This is a genomic window from Sinomicrobium kalidii (assembly GCF_021183825.1).
Lineage (GTDB): Bacteria > Bacteroidota > Bacteroidia > Flavobacteriales > Flavobacteriaceae > Sinomicrobium > Sinomicrobium kalidii.
This window is the reverse complement of the sequence record NZ_CP089211.1, coordinates 1747787-1765534: the sequence shown is the minus strand read 5'-3', so window position 1 is coordinate 1765534 and position 17748 is coordinate 1747787. Positions and strand designations below refer to the sequence as shown.

Annotated in this window: 8 protein-coding genes and 1 pseudogene; 5 read left to right on the top strand and 4 right to left on the bottom strand. The window is 46.0% G+C overall.

Translation table 11 applies throughout. From position 1 onward, the window contains the following. Window positions 1-58 precede the first annotated feature (58 nt). The 3 genes from LS482_RS07105 (at window position 59) to LS482_RS07095 (ending at window position 6232) form a co-directional block, all read left to right on the top strand. Complete coding sequence (locus LS482_RS07105) at window positions 59-3268, top strand: SusC/RagA family TonB-linked outer membrane protein (protein WP_233031071.1); 3210 nt, start codon at window positions 59-61, stop codon at window positions 3266-3268. 21 nt (window positions 3269-3289) lie between these two features. Continuing rightward, window positions 3290-5026 carry a RagB/SusD family nutrient uptake outer membrane protein gene (locus tag LS482_RS07100; protein ID WP_233031069.1) on the top strand — a complete coding sequence of 579 codons (1737 nt, stop codon included), beginning with the start codon at window positions 3290-3292 and terminating at the stop codon, window positions 5024-5026. Between the two features lie 69 nt (window positions 5027-5095). Then, on the top strand, window positions 5096-6232 hold the full coding sequence (locus LS482_RS07095) for an alkaline phosphatase (RefSeq protein WP_233031067.1): 1137 nt from the start codon (window positions 5096-5098) through the stop codon (window positions 6230-6232). A 72-nt stretch (window positions 6233-6304) separates the two neighbouring features. Here the strand turns inward: LS482_RS07095 and LS482_RS07090 are convergent. Both LS482_RS07090 and LS482_RS07085 read right to left on the bottom strand, forming a co-directional pair. Beyond that, window positions 6305-6640 (bottom strand): annotated as a pseudogene (locus LS482_RS07090) (RidA family protein); the annotation flags it as partial. Between the two features lie 165 nt (window positions 6641-6805). Further along, window positions 6806-7369 carry a Crp/Fnr family transcriptional regulator gene (locus tag LS482_RS07085; RefSeq protein WP_233031065.1) on the bottom strand — a complete coding sequence of 188 codons (564 nt, stop codon included), beginning with the start codon at window positions 7367-7369 and terminating at the stop codon, window positions 6806-6808. A gap of 872 nt (window positions 7370-8241) precedes the next feature. Between LS482_RS07085 and LS482_RS07080 the strand changes: the two genes are divergently transcribed. Continuing rightward, on the top strand, window positions 8242-11529 hold the full coding sequence (locus LS482_RS07080; RefSeq protein ID WP_233031063.1) for a SusC/RagA family TonB-linked outer membrane protein: 3288 nt from the start codon (window positions 8242-8244) through the stop codon (window positions 11527-11529). A 24-nt stretch (window positions 11530-11553) separates the two neighbouring features. Beyond that, window positions 11554-13365, top strand: coding sequence for a RagB/SusD family nutrient uptake outer membrane protein (locus LS482_RS07075; RefSeq protein WP_233031061.1), 1812 nt, complete (start codon window positions 11554-11556; stop codon window positions 13363-13365). A gap of 105 nt (window positions 13366-13470) precedes the next feature. On the opposite strand, the gene LS482_RS07070 is transcribed toward LS482_RS07075, so the two are convergent. Both LS482_RS07070 and LS482_RS07065 read right to left on the bottom strand, forming a co-directional pair. Next, window positions 13471-16242, bottom strand: coding sequence for a PD-(D/E)XK nuclease family protein (locus LS482_RS07070; RefSeq protein WP_233031059.1), 2772 nt, complete (start codon window positions 16240-16242; stop codon window positions 13471-13473). A gap of 158 nt (window positions 16243-16400) precedes the next feature. Continuing rightward, entirely contained in the window at window positions 16401-17744 is a 1344-nt protein-coding gene (locus LS482_RS07065; protein ID WP_233031058.1) for an OmpA family protein, read from the bottom strand. Window positions 17745-17748 lie beyond the last annotated feature (4 nt).

The following is a 17748-nucleotide window of genomic DNA, read 5'->3' as shown; positions in this document are numbered from 1 at the left end:
TACTAAACAATTTATCAAATTGACATTACATACATTTTGCTTTCTAATTATTTTAGCATTGCTAAACCCGGTATTTGCCGCTGATGTCAGAGGGCAGAAATTGGAAAGCTACAGTGTCGACTTAGCGGTGGAAGACGCTACAGTTGTAGAAGTGCTGAAGAACATTGAAGCACAGACAGACTTCAGGTTTGTATATGACCGGAAAATAGGACGGTTGCATAAAACCTACGATCTCTCTTACCGGCGTGTATCGTTGCGCTCGGTTCTGGAATTAATGGCAAAAGATGCCAACCTTGCCTTTAGAAGGATCAATAACACCATTTCTGTCGAGGCCAGGCCGAAAACCCCGAAAAGAGTGGTGGAGGTCGAATTTCAGGAAGTCGCAGGTGTCGTCACCGACGAAAACGGTGTGCCGTTAGCAGGGGCCACCGTAGTTGAAAAAGGGACTGCAAACGGGACAACCACAGATTTTGACGGAAATTTTTCCATTGATGTCGGAGACGATGCGGTCCTCGAAGTTTCGTACCTGGGCTATAAACCCCGGGAGGTTGCGGTTGACGGACGTGCCCGGGTCACTGTTCAGCTAAGCCCCGATGTGGCCCAGCTGGAAGATGTTGTGGTAGTGGGCTACGGAAACCAGAAAAAGACAGATGTTACCGGTTCGATAGCATCGGTGAGCAGTGAAGATTTCAACAAGGGAATCGTAACCAATCCCGGCCAGCTCCTACAGGGAAAGGTCGCCGGTGTAAATGTTTCTGTTGTCAGTGGTGAGCCCGGTGCTTCACAGGATGTCATTATCCGTGGGGTAGGGAGTTTACGTTCGGGGACAACACCGCTCTATGTAGTGGATGGTTTTGCCCTTGACAATACCCAAACCGGGGTGGCCACAAATCCTTTGAATTTTATCAACCCGAATGACATCGAAAAGATCGATGTGCTGAAAGATGCTTCCGCTACGGCTATCTACGGAGCCCGGGCGGCAAACGGGGTTGTGGTTATTACAACCAAAAAAGGAAAAGCAGGTAAAACGCAAATGAACCTGTCTGTTTCAACGGCAATTTCTTCTTTGGCCAACAAAATAGATGTGTTCGGTGCCGATGAATTCCGTGAACAGGTGACCCGTGTCGGTGGTAATTTGAGAGATGGCGGGGCCAATACCGATTGGCAGGATGTATTTACAAGAACCGCGGTTTCCACAAACGTCAACTTTTCCATGAGCGGGGGCAGTGACAAATTCTCATATTTCGGGTCTGCCGGGGTGGATGACCAGGAAGGTATTTTGAGAAACAGCGATTTAAGACGTTATTCGGGGCGCCTGAACCTGTCGCAAAAAGCATTGGACGACCGTTTTGAGGTAGCATTTAATTTATCGGCAACCAAAACCGAAAATAAAAGACCCTTAACCACTACCATCATATCCGATATGTTACGGTCCAATCCCACATACCCGGCCTATACAGACGGAGAACCTACGCCGACACTAAGTGGCGACCAGTTTAATTCACTGGTTCGCGAGCAACTGTACAGGGATTATGCCGACAACAACCGGATTCTGGCAAACATCACACCATCTATTGAGATATTTGAGGGGCTGACCTATAAATTAAACCTCGGTGTGGATTATTCTTCAACCGAGCGGGAACAGCAGAACATGCCTTATACCGCCAGGGAAGACGAGATCGGATCCCTGGCACTTGCATACACAAGTAATACCAATACACTGATTGAAAACTACCTGACCTACGAGCTGGACCGGGGAAACCATAACGGAACCATGTTGGTAGGGCATACTTACCAGCAAACCCGTTATGAGGCCAGGGCATGGGAATACGAAAATTTTCCGGATAACGGTATTGAACCCCGATACCAGATTGAAGCTGCCGGGAGGAACCCTTCACGATCGTCCGAGGCCATCAAAAACGAATTGCAATCATTCTTCGGGAGGATCAACTACGGGTATGCCGACAAATACCTGCTCACCGCCACCATGCGGGCAGACGGTTCATCCAAGTTTGGCGCCAATAATAAATACGGGTATTTCCCTTCGGTTTCGGCAGGCTGGAACATCAGCAGGGAAAGTTTCATGGACAACACACCTTTCAGCAACCTGAAATTAAGGGCCAGCTGGGGGCAAACCGGAAACCAGGAGATCCCTTCCAAGATCACACAACTGAGTTATACCGACAGCCGGGCCGATAACGATACCTATCCGCTGGATGACAATGTAAGCAGTTTGAACGACTACCCTTACGGTACCGTATATTCACGCCTGGCCAATCCGGATATCCAATGGGAAGTTTCCACTCAAACCAACATCGGTCTGGATTTCGGGTTGTTCAATAACAGGTTAACCGGTACGCTCGATTACTTTAACAAAGTATCGGAAAATGTCCTGCTGGAGGTAGTCCCTTCAGACCCGATACAGCCCACAACCACCTACTGGACGAACATTCCGGATATGGAGATTAAAAACAACGGTGTTGAAATTGCCCTCGATTACCGCAGTGAGAGAATTGATGGGAATTTCGCCTATAACATCGGGGGGAACGTATCTTTCACCAAAAACGAGGTCGAAAATTCTCCTTACAAAGTGTTGACCACAGGTGCTGCACAAGGTGCCGGGCAAACGGGGGCTACCATTAATGGTTATATCAACGGAGAGCCTATCGGTGCTTTTTATATGCGGGAATTCACAGGTATTAATGAACAAGGGCTTAACGAGTTCCGCGATGTAAACGGTGACGGCGAGATACTCGATGACGACCGTGTGGTTGTAGGCAAAGCCCTGCCCGATGCCATCTATGCCTTTTACCTGAATTTCTACTATAAGGATTTTGACCTGAGCATGAACTTTAACGGAGCGGTAGGAAACCAGATATACAATCACACCGCCATGTCGAACTTTACGAAAGGCAACCTTGCCTTATCATTCAACACTACGGATAAGGCCATCGAGTACGAAGGAGAAGGAACCAACAATACCAACCAGGTGTCTACACGATATCTGGAGGACGGTGATTTCCTTCGCCTGAACAATGCTACGCTGGGGTATAACCTGGACCCTGATGTTCTCGGCCTGAAGGATTACATACAGAACATCCGTTTGAGCGTAACTGGTCAGAACCTGTTCGTTATTACCGATTACAGCGGATTGGACCCTGAAGTGAACACCGGTACAACATCCGGGGGCATCCAGACATTCGGAATTGATCGCTTTACATATCCGAGGGCCAGGACATTTGTATTTGGCCTAAACGTATCATTTTAATCCCATCAAAACAGAAACAAAATGAAACAGATAAAAAACAAGACCATAATAGCATTACTGACCATCAGTTTCTTAATGAGCTGGAGCTGTACCGACCTGGAAGAGGATGTGCTGGACGAGTCTCTCACGGGGAGCGGCCAGTCTGAGGCTGTTAGTGGTTCCATTGCCCCGGCCTATGGCCTCCTTCCGCAGACGTTCAGGCATACCCGGTATTTCGGCTTGCAGCTTATTCCTTCCGACGAGGCCATTTTACCCGCCCGGGGAGGAGACCAATGGTATGACGGGGGTAAATTTATCGAGGTACATACACATAACATTACACCGAGTAACGGGCTGGTAGGTGAGACCTGGGATTATCTGACCACAAATATTTCCAGGACATTACTGGCCATTGAGACCCTGACGCCGTTGGCAGAAACAGATTCCGAAGCAGCATCGGCCCTTTATGAGATGAAAGCCCTGAGAGCCTATTTGAATATGCTGATGCTGGACAGCTGGGGACTGGTGTTCAAAAAAGAGTCTGCGGCAGAAACTTCCGAAGTGCTCCGCGGGCAGGAAGCCATAGCCTATATAAAAAGTGAATTCCTTGCGGTAGTGGATGTAATTAATACGGATAAGGGGCCTGGCAGAATGACACAGGCTGCCGTATGGGGTTTCCTGGCCAAACTGCATTTAAATGCCGCCGTTTACCGCGATCCCTACGGAACACCGGATTTTACCACTGAAGACATGAACAAGGTGATCGAATATACCGACAACATTATCAATTCCGGTCAGTTTGCCCTGTCTCCTGAATATTTCGACCTGTTCAACGATGACAACCATGACAATCCGGAACTGATCTTCGCCCTGGACCAGAGGGGGATATTGAATAATGACCACAGCCGCTGGGCGTACTGGTCTATGTCCGGCTCGTTATTTCCGAGACCGGAATATCCGGACGCCGACGGTACGGATGGTCCCGCGATTACCCCGGATTTCTATCAGACCTGGGTGGATGCTTACGGCGATACGGACCCCGCAGAGGCCGATGCACGATTCTATCAGAAGAACGTTGAGGTTCCCGAAGAACTTAAAGACCTTACCGGCTTTAGCCCGCAAAACGATGAGAATCGCTATATCTGTGTAGCTGCCGAGGATTTTGAAATCGACCGGGGGATTCTTCGAGGTACGCCATGGGGTCCGAGGAAAGATGCTGATGGTAATTTTTATACGTGCGACGGCGGATACAGGATCTATGCCTTGGGCGAAAGAAGAGAGGCCGATATGGAATATTATGTAGACCACACACTGGAAATTGATTTTACCGCCAATAACGGGTATGCAAGTGGTTACCGGGTGTCCAAATACCAGTTCAGCCATACCTCCGATGATGGTAACAATTACAGTAGCGTAGACCTTGTACTGTTGCGTTATGCGGAAATTTACATGATGCGTGCCGAAGCCAGACTGAGAAACGGTGACAATGCCGGTGCCCTTGCTGATGTGAATACGGTACGAACCTCCAGAACAGCACGTGAACCGGTTCCGGAAGCACTTACGTCCATTAACCTGGATATCATGTATCGCGAACGCGGTTTTGAATTCTACTGGGAAATGTCAAGGCGTACGGATATGATCCGTTTCGGTCACTACGAGGACTCCTGGACAGAAAAGACCGATAGTAACGTAAACCACAGATTGTTCCCCGTTCCGCAATCTGCAATCGACGGAGCATCGAATACCCCGGGATACCTGGAGCAGAACCCGGGTTACTAAAAAATAATTTTCACATAAATTATGGCAGGGAGATTTTCTCCTTGCCATATTCATTTTAATTGACTGCTAATGATCAAAAACACAAGACTTCCGTTTCAAAGGATTATAAGCACGGGATTACTGATAATTGTTCTGGGATGTACTCCTGAAAAGAAGGAGAACTCTTCAGATACAGTTTCCGAAGCCCCTCTGAACATTATTTTTATGATAGGTGATGGTATGGGGCTCCCCCAGATTTCAACGGCCTATTACTTTGGTGATGAAATGTCCGCCTTTTCACGTTTCAAACACATAGGATTGCAAAAAACATCTTCCAAAAGCCACAGGATCACAGATTCGGCAGCCGGAGCTACTGCTTTTTCCACCGGGGAGAAGACCTACAAGCGGGCTATCGGGGTTTCGACGGATACCGTAGCCCGGGAAACCATTCTGGAACGACTTCAAAAACAGGGCTATCAAACGGGTGTTATAAGTCTTACCTCCATTACCCATGCCACTCCGGCTGCCTTTTATGCCCATGTAAAGGACCGCGATATGCATGAAGAAATTGCAGACCAGCTTATAGGGGCCAAAGTGGATTTTATTGCCGGTGGCGGACGGAAATTTTTTAATGATCGTTCCGACGGGAAAAACCTGTTTACCGAGCTATTGGAAAAGGATTATCATCTGGACACTTTACAGCTTTCCAAACCGGTTTCGGGCAGGTCCAATGCTTATATCCTGGCAGATGAAGGGTTGCCTTCCAAAATAGACGGCCGAAAGGATTTTTTGAAGAAATCGACGAGTATGGCCCTGGATTACTTCGACCAAAATAAAGAACCGTTTTTTATGATGATCGAAGGCTCCTATATCGATTGGGGCGGACATGCCGAAAACGCGGATATGCTGATTTCCGAAGTGGAAGATTTTGATGAGACCCTGGGCACGGTACTGGATTATGTGGAAACACATCCCAATACCCTTTTGGTGGTAACGGCAGACCATGAAACGGGAGGAGTGAGTATCGGAAAACACTATAAAACAGACGAAACTACAGGCCATAAAAAGGAAGTGCCGGAAAAAGTAACGGTATATTTTAATTCTGACCAGCACAGCGGGGAACTCATTCCGGTCTTTGCCAAAGGGAAAGGTGCCGAAAATTTTCAGGGCATTTATGAAAACAACGAGATCTATCACAAAATGCTCCGGGTTTTAAATAACGAATAGAAGGAAGACAAAACAGCAAACAACGCCCCGGTAAAGAACGCCGGGGCGTTATTTTGTAAAAGCATTAAAAGACTACTTTACCACCGTAGCCTCAAATTCAATGTTCAGGGTTTCGTACAGGCTTTTTACTTCCATTAAAGTGAGTGCTGTTTTAATACCGTGTCTTGCTGCCCAGTCCAGGTAAATATCAAAACAGGTGGTAAAGAGCTCGTCCGATGAGGTGGTATAGACATTCAACCGCACGATGTTTTTACATTCATACCCTGCTTCGGTAATTACCTGTTCCAGGTTTTGTAGTGCCTGGGTCAACTGTGTTTTCATATCGGCAGTACCCGAAGTTCCGTCGGGGTTTACCGCGGCCTGTCCGGCACAATAAAGTGTGCCTTCCGTTTGTTTTACCTCCACCGCCTGTACATAACCGCGTTCGTCCTGTCATTGCCAGGGATTAATAGTTCGCTTTTCCATTGACCTGTCTTTTTTGGTTAACAATAAAAAAATTACAGGGTAAAGATGAAGACGGCATGCCGTTTTATCGCGTGACAAATGTCACAATTACAGACGGATAAAATGGGTTCAGGAAGAAAGTCTGCTCAGGGTTTCGCGCGAAACACCCAGGTAGGAAGCAAGGAGGGTTTTGAGCACCCTTTGAAACAGGGAAGGATAGCGTTTAAGCAGTTGGTCGTAACGTTCCTTTGCATTGGAACTCAGTAACGACAATATGCGTTGCTGTGATGCAATATGGCCCGAGGTTGCCTTCTTCAGGAAGAAATGCTCCATCTTTTGGAGACCGGAACACAATTTCCGGTAATTTTCAAGGGTAAGACAGAGTACACGGGTATCTTCCAGGCATTGTAAGGACATGGTGGCTTTGGTTTTCGTGTAAAAAGCCAGAAAATCGGTTTCCCACCAGTCTTCCATGGCAAAAGATAAGATGTGTTCCTTTCCCGATTCGTCGTTATACACCAGTTTTAAAAGCCCCGAAACCACAAAATAGGTATACGCTGCATCTTGTCCCTGGCGGATAGGGAATTCATGTTTTTTAAAATGCTGAACGGAGAAATGGGAAGCCACAAATGCAAATTCATCATCTGTGAGCGGCATTATTTCTTCTATATGCTGTCTTAACCTTTCGCGCATATGACAAAGATAAGGTGTTGTCGGCATCTTTGCCCTGACACATAAATTTGGCATTTGTTAAGAGCTGGACAATTTAGGATCTTATATTCTCTTTACTCGAAGCGAGGTGCTTACAAAAAGCTGTATCCCGTTTTTTGCCGGGGGAGCAATAGACTGGTATAAAACGGCAACGGAACGGGAAATGTTTTCCTCGTTTTGAAAGTGCATCACATTAATGTCTTGTTTAAAGACCTAAAAGTAAGAATAATCATCCAGTTAAATATCGGCCGGTTAAAATAGCAATGCATAAAATTTTTGATGGTTGACAGGGAGAGCGTAGGTTTATATATAATGATGAAATTTCTTAAATATATATAATTTATAATCTTCATTTGTATATAATTAATAGATACATTTTATGTAATCCACATACGTTATGCCTGCTTTGACGACTATTTTTTAGAATGATATTAAGAATATGGAATAAACGGAATATTAATATTATTAACTCTAAAAATTATTTATAGTTAAAATTTATGTATTTATATTATCAATATGTCCGTTAATATGCCGATATTGGTTGTCTGTAATATAAAATATGTCGTTCGTATAATTTTTTTTTAATGAAAATTTAATAATCCTAATTTGATGCCTTTCATCAAAACTGATCTTCTTCACTATTAAATAAGATATTTTTATGTCTTACTTTTTTTGAAGAAATAACTTATTCCTTATAGCAGAAATGGCAGAAACAGATGTGTCCGGAATAGCCTTTTCGTCAAAAACAAAGAACAGACAGCTAATTGTATTTTCAGGAATTTCCGTCCGTGTTGTTAACTGCCGGTTTTAAGGTATAAGTAAGACCCTAATTAACAACTAACAAACTTTATTTTATGAGAAAAAAGCTTTTTGCGAAAGTTCGTATCGTATTGCAAAATACATCCCGTATTTTGCTTTTTTGTTGCATGCTTTTTACCGTGATGCATGCCTTTAGTGCTCCCCCGGAAAGGGAAAAAGGGACAGTAAGTTCTGCCTTTTTATCGGTAACCGGAAAAATAACTTCGGAAGACGGCATGCCGCTCGTAGGGGCCAGTGTGCTGGAAAAAGGAACAACGAATGGTGTTGTAGCCGACTTTGACGGAAATTATACCATAGAAGTAAGCAGTGAAGATGCCATACTGGTGGTTTCCTATGTCGGATTTAAAGCGCTGGAGGTTCCTGTAGACGGAAGGAAAGTTATAAATGTTACCCTTCAGGAAGACCTGGCCCAGCTCGACGAGGTCGTTGTTGTAGGTTACGGTACACAACGGAAACAGGACCTTACAGGGGCAGTATCGGTAGTAAAAACAGATGAATTGACCCAACAACCTACCTCTGATGTCACCAACCAGCTTCAGGGACGGGTGTCCGGGATTACGGTCACCGGGGGCGGGCAGCCGGGAGAAGCCCCCCAGGTAAAAATCCGGGGGGCCAATACCTTTGGGAACAATACCCCGCTCTATGTGGTAGACGGAATCCCTACCGACGGAATAAATGACCTCAATCCCAACGACATCGAATCCATGCAGGTGCTCAAAGATGCGGCTTCTGCCTCCATCTATGGTTCGCGTGCGGCCAACGGGGTGATCATTATTACCACGAAGAAAGGAAAAGGAAGGATGAAAGTTACGTACGACTCCTATTACGGGGTCCAGATGGTACAAAGCGGTAATCCCTGGAACATTCTGAGTTCCCGGGAAATGGCCGAACTCAATTTTATTGCACAACGGAATACCAATCCGGGCGAATCTCCAAGCAGTGAGCAATACGGAAATGGTGCCAACCCGGTATTACCTAATTACATTGCCCCCGTTGGAGCTGATTCTGTGGATGAGTCTTTGTATTACATAAATCCGAACTATACGAGCTCTGACGATCTGGATAATTTTTACCGTATTGTAAGGGCTAATAAAGAAGGGACCAACTGGTTTCAGGAAATTTTCAGCCCGGCAAGCATTCAAAGCCACAACCTGTCTGTGAGCAGTGGTAGTGAAAAAGGAAGTTATCTTTTTTCGTTGAATTATTTCGATCAGGAGGGAACGTTAAAGAATACCTATCTAAAACGATACACCATCAGGGCCAATGCCACGTATAATATTGGTGAAAATGTTCGTATAGGTGAAAATATAAGCTTTACCATCCGCGATAACCCGCAAATTGATGCGCTTACCGAAGACAGTGCTATCGGGATGGCTTTCCGGCAACAGCCCATTATTCCGGTTCACGATATTATGGGCAATTATGCCGGTTCGTTCGGGAGTGGCCTGGGGAATGCCAAAAACCCGGTGGCCATAATGGACCGGACCCGGAACGATCGCGGGGTTTCTTCAAGGCTGTTCGGAAATATTTTTGCGGAAGTGGATTTCCTGAAACACTTTACCTTCAGGACCAGCTTCGGAGGGCAGTATTATACCAATAGTTTTAACTCCTTTCAGTATCCGGAATACGAAAACTCCGAAAACCTTTCGGTAAACCAGTATTCCGAAGCGGCTGTAACCAACTTTAACTGGACGTGGACCAATACGGTAAAGTATCAGAATTCCTTTAATGAGATTCACAATTTAACCGTGTTGCTGGGAACAGAAGCCTACCAGAACAAGGGACGTGAAGTGGGAGGCACGACACAGGGGTATTTTTCATTTGATCCCGACTATGTTACCCTGGACACCGGTTCGGGGACACAGACCAATTACAGCTTCAAGTATGCAGATGCCCTGGCATCGTATTTCGGCAGGCTTGACTATAACTTCGACGACAGGTATCTGTTGAGTGCAACCATCCGCAGGGACGGGTCGTCCAGGTTTTTAAACGATCAGTATGGCTGGTTCCCGGCAGTCAGTGCAGGATGGAACATTACCAACGAAAATTTCTTCCCGGAAACGACCTGGCTGAATAATTTAAAAATACGCGGAGGTTACGGTGTTATGGGAAACCAGTTAAATGTAGACCCGCCCAATGCCTTTACCACTTTCGGGGGAAATAACAGGACTTCTTTCTATGCCATAGGAGGGGGAAATTCTTCGTTGGCGGAAGGTTTTGAACAATCGCGGATTGGAAATCCGGATGCCATATGGGAAAAGAATATCAATGCAAACATAGGGATTGATGCCTCCCTGTTTAATAATATCGTACAGTTAACATTAGATTACTATAGAAAAGATGTAGAGGATCTCTTGTATAATCCAAACCTCATTGCTACGGCCGGTGCTGCAACGGTCCCTTATGTTAACGTTGCTAAGATGACTAACGGAGGGCTTGATCTGGACCTCTCCACGTATTTTAAACTCGGGGAAGATTTGAGATTGAACACTACGGTAACACTTACCACGTATGACAATGAAATCAAAAAGATTGCCGAAGGCGTACAATACTTCGACCTGGAAGGAAGGCGTTTTAACGGGAGTTCTATTATCAGAAATGCCGTAGGCCATTCGGTGAGTGAATTCTTCGGGTACGAAATTGAAGGCTTCTGGGATTCTCAGGATGAAATTGACGAAGCCAATGCCGATGCAGTGTCGGCTACAGGAAACCCGAATGCAACCTACCAGAATGATGTAGCTGTAGGAAGATTCCGTTATAAAGATATTAACGGAGATAATATCGTCGATGATCAGGACAGGACTTTTCTCGGAGATCCCAATCCGGACTTTACCTATGGTTTGAATCTTGAAGTATTGTATAAAAACTGGGACTTCAGCATGTTTCTTTACGGGTCCCAGGGCAACGATATCTGGAACAATGTGCGGTGGTGGACCGACTTTTACAGTTCGTTCCAGGGGGCCAAAAGCAAAGCGGCATTATACAATTCCTGGACACCGGAAAACACGAATGCTTCGGCTCCCATTCAGGAAACGACGGGTTCATTCAGCACAGCCAACGTACCGAACTCCTATTTTGTAGAAGACGGGTCTTACCTGAGGTGCCGCCAATTACAGTTGGGGTATTCGCTGCCTTCGTCTTTGCTCGATAAAATCAGGCTCACCAAGCTGAGATTGTATGCTCAAATGGTCAATGCTTTTACGATTACTTCATATTCGGGCCTGGACCCTGAAATATCCGGAGAAAGTGTAAACTTTGGTATCGACGAGGGAGCCTACCCGAATCAACGACAACTCTTATTCGGGATTAACGTAATATTCTAATAACGAACTTAAAAAATAAAACATATGAAACTTACAAAACGAATAGGACGGTTTTACGTCCCTGTTTTAACACTCCTGCTGCTGTTTTCATGTGCCGACAGTTTTCTGGACCAGCCTGCCCTGGGATCCCTGGAAGATAGTGTACTGGATGAAACCGATCAGGCCGGAGTTGAAAAATTATTGATAGGAGCTTATGCCGCCCTGGACGGACAGGGCGATGATGAAGCACTGGGGGGCGGAAACCCCTGGGAAGCTGCGCCGGATAACTGGATTTACGGCGCTGTTGCGGGCGGTACGGCCAGTAAGGGGAGTTTTGGAGGTGACCAGCCGGCAATTGATCCGATTGCTAAATTTTCTTCCGATCCCTCAAATGGATTTTTTAATTCAAAGTGGAAGGCATTATTTGAAGGAGTAAAAAGATGTAATAATACTCTTCATTATCTGAATAATGCCCCTGACGTATCAGAAACAGACCGAAAAAACATTACCGGACAGGCCCGCTTTTTAAGAGGACACTATTATTTTGAATTAAAGAAGATGTTCAATATGGTGCCTTGGGTTGATGAGACTACCGAAGACCCGAAGCAGCCCAATGACCAGGATATCTGGCCCATGATCGAAGCCGATTTTCAGTATGCCTATGAAAACCTTCCGGCAACCCAGGACGAATTCGGAAGAGCCAACAAATGGGCTGCAGCCGCCTATCTCGGAAAAACGTACCTCTATCAGCAAAAATTTGCAGAAGCGAAAGACATGTTTGCCGGGGTGATTAATTCGGGAGTGAACTCCGGAGGTGTAAAATATGATCTGGTCCCCTTATTCAGGGATAATTTCGACGCGGCTACCGAAAACAATGCCGAAACGGTATTCGATATTCAAATGGTGGCTAACGATGGTACCGGGAATATTACCAATGCCAATCAGGGAGGGAAACTCAATTTTCCGTATAACAGTCCTTTTCGTTGCTGTGGTTTCTATCAACCTACGCAAGACCTGGTTAATTCTTATAAAACAAATCCTGATACGGGCTTGCCATTCTTGGATAATTACAATGAAAATCCTGTAAAAAGTGATATGGGAATTAATTCTTTTGATCCTAAAGATTCTGTCAATACGAGCTTTGATCCCTATGAGGGAGAATTAGATCCAAGATTGGACTGGACTGTAGGTAGAAGAGGAGTCCCCTATCACGATTGGGGGAAGCACCCTGGCAAGAAGTGGATACGTGACCAATCTTACGGAGGTCCTTACGCTCCCAAAAAGAATATCTACTGGCAGGCTACACAAAATCAGTATGCCGATCAAAGTTCCTGGGCTCCGGGTACTGCCATTAATGTCCACATCATCCGTTTTGCCGACGTATTGCTTATGGCTGCCGAAGCCGAGGCACAGGCAGGAAGCCTGTCAACGGCGATGGAATATGTAAACAGGGTACGGAGAAGAGCGGCTGATCCCGATGGTTTCCTGAAGGAATACATTGATGAAAGCGATCCTATGGATGGGTTTGATGCAAGTACTGATGCGGCCAATTATACTATAGAAGAATACACGGCCGCTCAATTCAGTGCTAAGGAAGATGCCCTGAAAGCGATCTATTTTGAAAGGAAACTGGAACTGGCCATGGAAGGACATCGTTTCTTTGACCTGGTGCGATGGGGAATTGCCGAGGAGACACTTAATGCTTACTTTGAATATCAGGGGGGCATTACCACAGATGTTCGCGGGGGCAGGTTCATTCCCGGGAAAAGCGAATATTACCCGATACCGCAGGCCCAGATTGACCTGAGTGTAAATGAAACCGGGCAACCAACACTGCAACAGAACCCTGGCTATTAACCGATACCGGTTCTTACCTGAAACAGGGAGGACGTCTTGTGCGATGTCCTCCCTTTTTGTTTTATCCGGGAAAAGACAGGGGGCTGATCCCAGCGGAACGGGCATTTACGGGACTTCCTTTTCTTCAAACGGGATATCGGGATCACATATTTCCGAAATGAGACGGTAAAGCTGTTCGGTGAAATACTGAAAGGTAGTTTCTGAAATTCCGTACTCTTTTTGAGTACGGACTTCTCCTTTTTTTGCAAATTTCAGCGCTCCTTTTTGCAGGTTCTTGAACGATATGATCGCCGCTTCTGCCGGTAAGGGGTATGTGCTGTTGCTGGTAAGCATGTAGGAATAACAGAGCAGTTGAAACGCCTTGCTGTATTTGTAGTCGGTAACGAGGTCTTCCCAGTCCGCGAGCTCCACATCGCTTTGTTCTACTTTCCCGGTCTTGTAATCGATAAAACACAGTGTGCCGTTTGTTTCTTCCACCCGGTCTACCTTTCCTTTCAGGTATACCGGATAGGGGATGCCGGGTACGTCAATCTTTATCTTCAGATTACGTTCGATCTCCACAATTTTTATGGTGTCACCGTCAAGGACTCTTTTTTCTTCTGTCTGCAGGAAATTTTTCAGGTATTGTTTGGCAACTTCGTAACTCAGCAGGTTTTTTCCGCGGCTGAAATCTCCCCCGTGGTATACCTGCCCGAATTTAAGGTCGATAATCCGGCCGGCCTTACTTCGCATTTCCGCTATATGTTGTACGGTAAGCACTTGCCCGGTAAGAGGTTTGTACAAGTCTTCCAGTGTATCGTGAATAATGGTGCCGAGCGTGTTGGCAGCGATAGTTTCCTCTACTTCATATTCGTCCTGAACCCTGAGAATGGCCTGGTGGTAAAATTGCAAGGGGTTGCGTATGTAATTGGTGAGTGAGGTGGGAGAGAAGCCGTTTTCGGCCATTTTCCGGATAGCCTCCAGGAGGGAAGGGGTCTTTTTTATTGGAGAAGGAGGTCCCGGTAACGGGGCCGCTTTAGGAGCTGCAATGCGTTCCCGGATGTGGTGGTTTTCCTCTTTAAAGGTGGTCAGTTGCTGTATAAAACGGCTTTTTTCCCCGCCGTCGAAAGTCCCGGTATCGGTATTGTAGAGCAGGTAAACTTTTTTGGCCCGTTGCAGGAGCCGGTAAAAGTGATAGGCATATATGGCATCTTTTTCCTTATAGGTAGGCAGGCCGTAGGCCACTTTTATATCAAAGGGAATAAAGGAATTGCCCGATTTTCCCGAGGGAAGGTCGCCTTCGTTTACGGAAGTCAGGATCACGGTTTCGTAATCGAGGTTACGGCTTTCCAGTACCCCCATTACCTGAAGACCTTCCAAAGGTTCTCCCTGGAAATCCACGGTTTCCTGGAGCAGTAACTCCCTGTAGATACCGGTCAGGGCATTTATGGAAATGACCTGGTATTTTTCATTAAAAAAACGGATCTGGTTGAATATCTCGTAAAACCTGTAGAGGTATTCCAGGAACACCTGGTTTCCTTGCCGGGAGTAAATATCCTTCATCCGCAAGGTAAGTTCGGTACATTTTGTTATGATATCGTTGACGGTACAATGCGTTTTGGAGAAAAACAGCAGTGTTGCTTCGGAAATTCCGTTTTTTGCGTTTGCCGTGATATCTGCGAATGCTTTTTCCACATGTTCCCGGGTGATAAAAACAATGTTGTTGTCCTGGATGGTCCGGATAAAACCAGAAGCAAGATCACGTCCGTTACACGTCAGCAGGGCCTTGGAAACGGGATGAGAAATGAGGTTAATGACATTCTGATAGTACCATTTCCCGGACTCCTCGTTTTCCAGGAGCTGGAAAAAGGCATGAAACCACGAAGCAACGGGGGTGTAGGCCAGAGGAAAGCCTCCGGTAATGTTTACTTCGGCGAGATCTTCCGGAATAGCATTGAGTACGGGATTCAGCAATTCTTCATTGCCGAGGATCACGGCGGTTTGTTCCGTATGTCCCTTGTCTTTGAGGGAAGAAAGGATGGAATGTATGTACATGGCCTGCCCCGTTTTCCCGGGGATCCCTATGATCTCTATATGTTTTGGTAGTGAAAAATGGGTGTTTATGTTTTTAAAGGGATTTTTTGCATAGTGCTTCCATTCTTTTTTATACCGCCGCATAAAAAGGCCGGCATCGTGTTCCAGGTCTTCCATGAAGGCTTTGTCCGTATCCCAGTATGCTTCGGCCCCCGCAGCGAGGAATTCCTGGATGATGGCAGATTCTGCATTGTTCAATGCATTAAAACCGATAAAAATGTGCTTTTTGTTTCCCTTGTGGTCCAGGTAGTGTTCTATGTTTTCAATAGCTTCCCGGTATATCAGTCCCTGGTATCCGCACTGTTCGGAAAGCAATTTATCGCGGAGCAGGGTGTAGTAGGTTCCCAGGGTCTTCCAGAATTGTATGTATTGCTCCTGCATGGGTGTTTTTTTCTCCGAAAGGGACCAGTGGTCCAGTTCTTTTACGGAAGACAAATGTGAAAAGATACGGTCGGGAGGGATAAGGTAACGGTCTACTTCGTTAAAATCCTGGAGCACTACCTGTGCCCATTTGGAGAAGGTGTAAAAATCTTCCTGTTGTTCCCGGGGTGTTGCCTGCCGGTATACCTGGTAGAACTCGAACAGGAGCTGTATATTGGGAATGAGGCGAAGCCCGGAGAGTTCCTGTACAAACTCTTCCACGCTGTATACCTGAGGGGCGAAGGCCGTACGGGTCATACGGTAGCGAATCTCTTTTTTCAGGAACACACCTGCTCTTTTTCCGGGCAGAATAAAGATGACATCACTTATGTTATCGTGACCGGAAAGTACATTTTCAACGACTTCAGACAGGAATGTTTTCATTCATCTGTTTTTAGTGTATCACAAATACACGAATTGATATTTAAGCTTTTTATCTGTACGGTCTTTCCTTTGGTTTGATCCGTTAAAAGTTTAAAAGTAAAAAATCCCATCCTGAAATTCATCAGGACGGGATTTTAATTATTTATAGGAGGGTTCGTTTACTCTTTTACGAGGTTTATTTCCACCCTTCTGTTTTCTTTTCTGCCTGCTGCAGTGGCATTGTCTGCAATAGGTTTGTCTTCTCCGTATCCTATGGAAGAGAGCCTGGAAGGATTTATACCTTTTTCAGCCAGGTATTTCCTTACTGATTCTGCTCTTTTCTGAGATAAATTCTGGTTATAGTCGGCGCTACCTGAGCTGTCAGTGTGGCCTTCTACAGTGAAATTGGCATTAGGATATTCGTTGAGAACGCTAACGATCTGGTCTAATACCGAAGCAGATTCCGGCTTGATGGTAGCTTTGTTGAGGTCGAACAGAATGGTCTTGGCAAACTCGTTAAGTTTTTTCTGAACCTCTTCTGTTACTTCGGGACAACCGTTGTTGGCCACTGTTCCTGCTACATCCGGGCACTCATCGTCTTTGTCGGCAACACCGTCACCGTCTCTGTCCGGGCATCCGTTCATTTCTGCAGATCCGGCCTCGTTCGGGCATTCGTCATCTTTATCGGCAATACCGTCGCCGTCAGCGTCCGGGCATCCGTTCATTTCTGCAGATCCGGCTTCGTTCGGGCATTCATCGTCTTTATCGGCAATACCGTCACCGTCAGAATCCGGGCATCCGTTCAACTCGGCAGGACCGGCTTCGTTAGGACAAGCATCGTCTTTATCCGGGATACCGTCACCGTCAGCATCAGGGCATCCGTTAAATTCGGGAAGACCCGCTACTTCGGGGCATTCATCGTCTTTATCGAAAATACCGTCGCCATCGGTGTCTGTTCCTCCGAATTTGATGGCAATACCCGCCAGGTGCTGGAAGTGTGGTGCCAGATAGTCTTCGAAAGAGTGTTTGTAGCTGGATTGCAGGTTAATACCAATGTTGTCTGTGAACCAGAAGTTAAAGCCGATTCCCCCGTTAAGGGTTCCGGCACCGATCTCATCAATCCAGGTGTAACCACCACCTACTTCGATAAAGGGATCGAACTTCCTGCCTTCAATGAAATTGTATTTAACAGTTCCGTCTACACCATAATATGAAAGGTCATCTACATCTTGATCGCCCCATTTGTCAATTTTGTTAAGGGATCCTCGAACACCAACAGAAAATCCGTCACCTACATACCGGGAAACGGCTATTGTAGAAACGGAAGGCAAAATGTTCCAGTGGTCGCTGACGTTGAAATACTCGTCAAGCCACTGCCCCATCCCGGGTTGATTAGTGGGGTAAACATCAACGGCGTTTACACCAAAACTTACCTGCCAGGGGTTATTGGAGTCTTGCGCCTGTACATTGCCAAACCCTATAATCAAGAGCGCAGCAACTAATAATTTGCTAAGATGTTTCATGTTC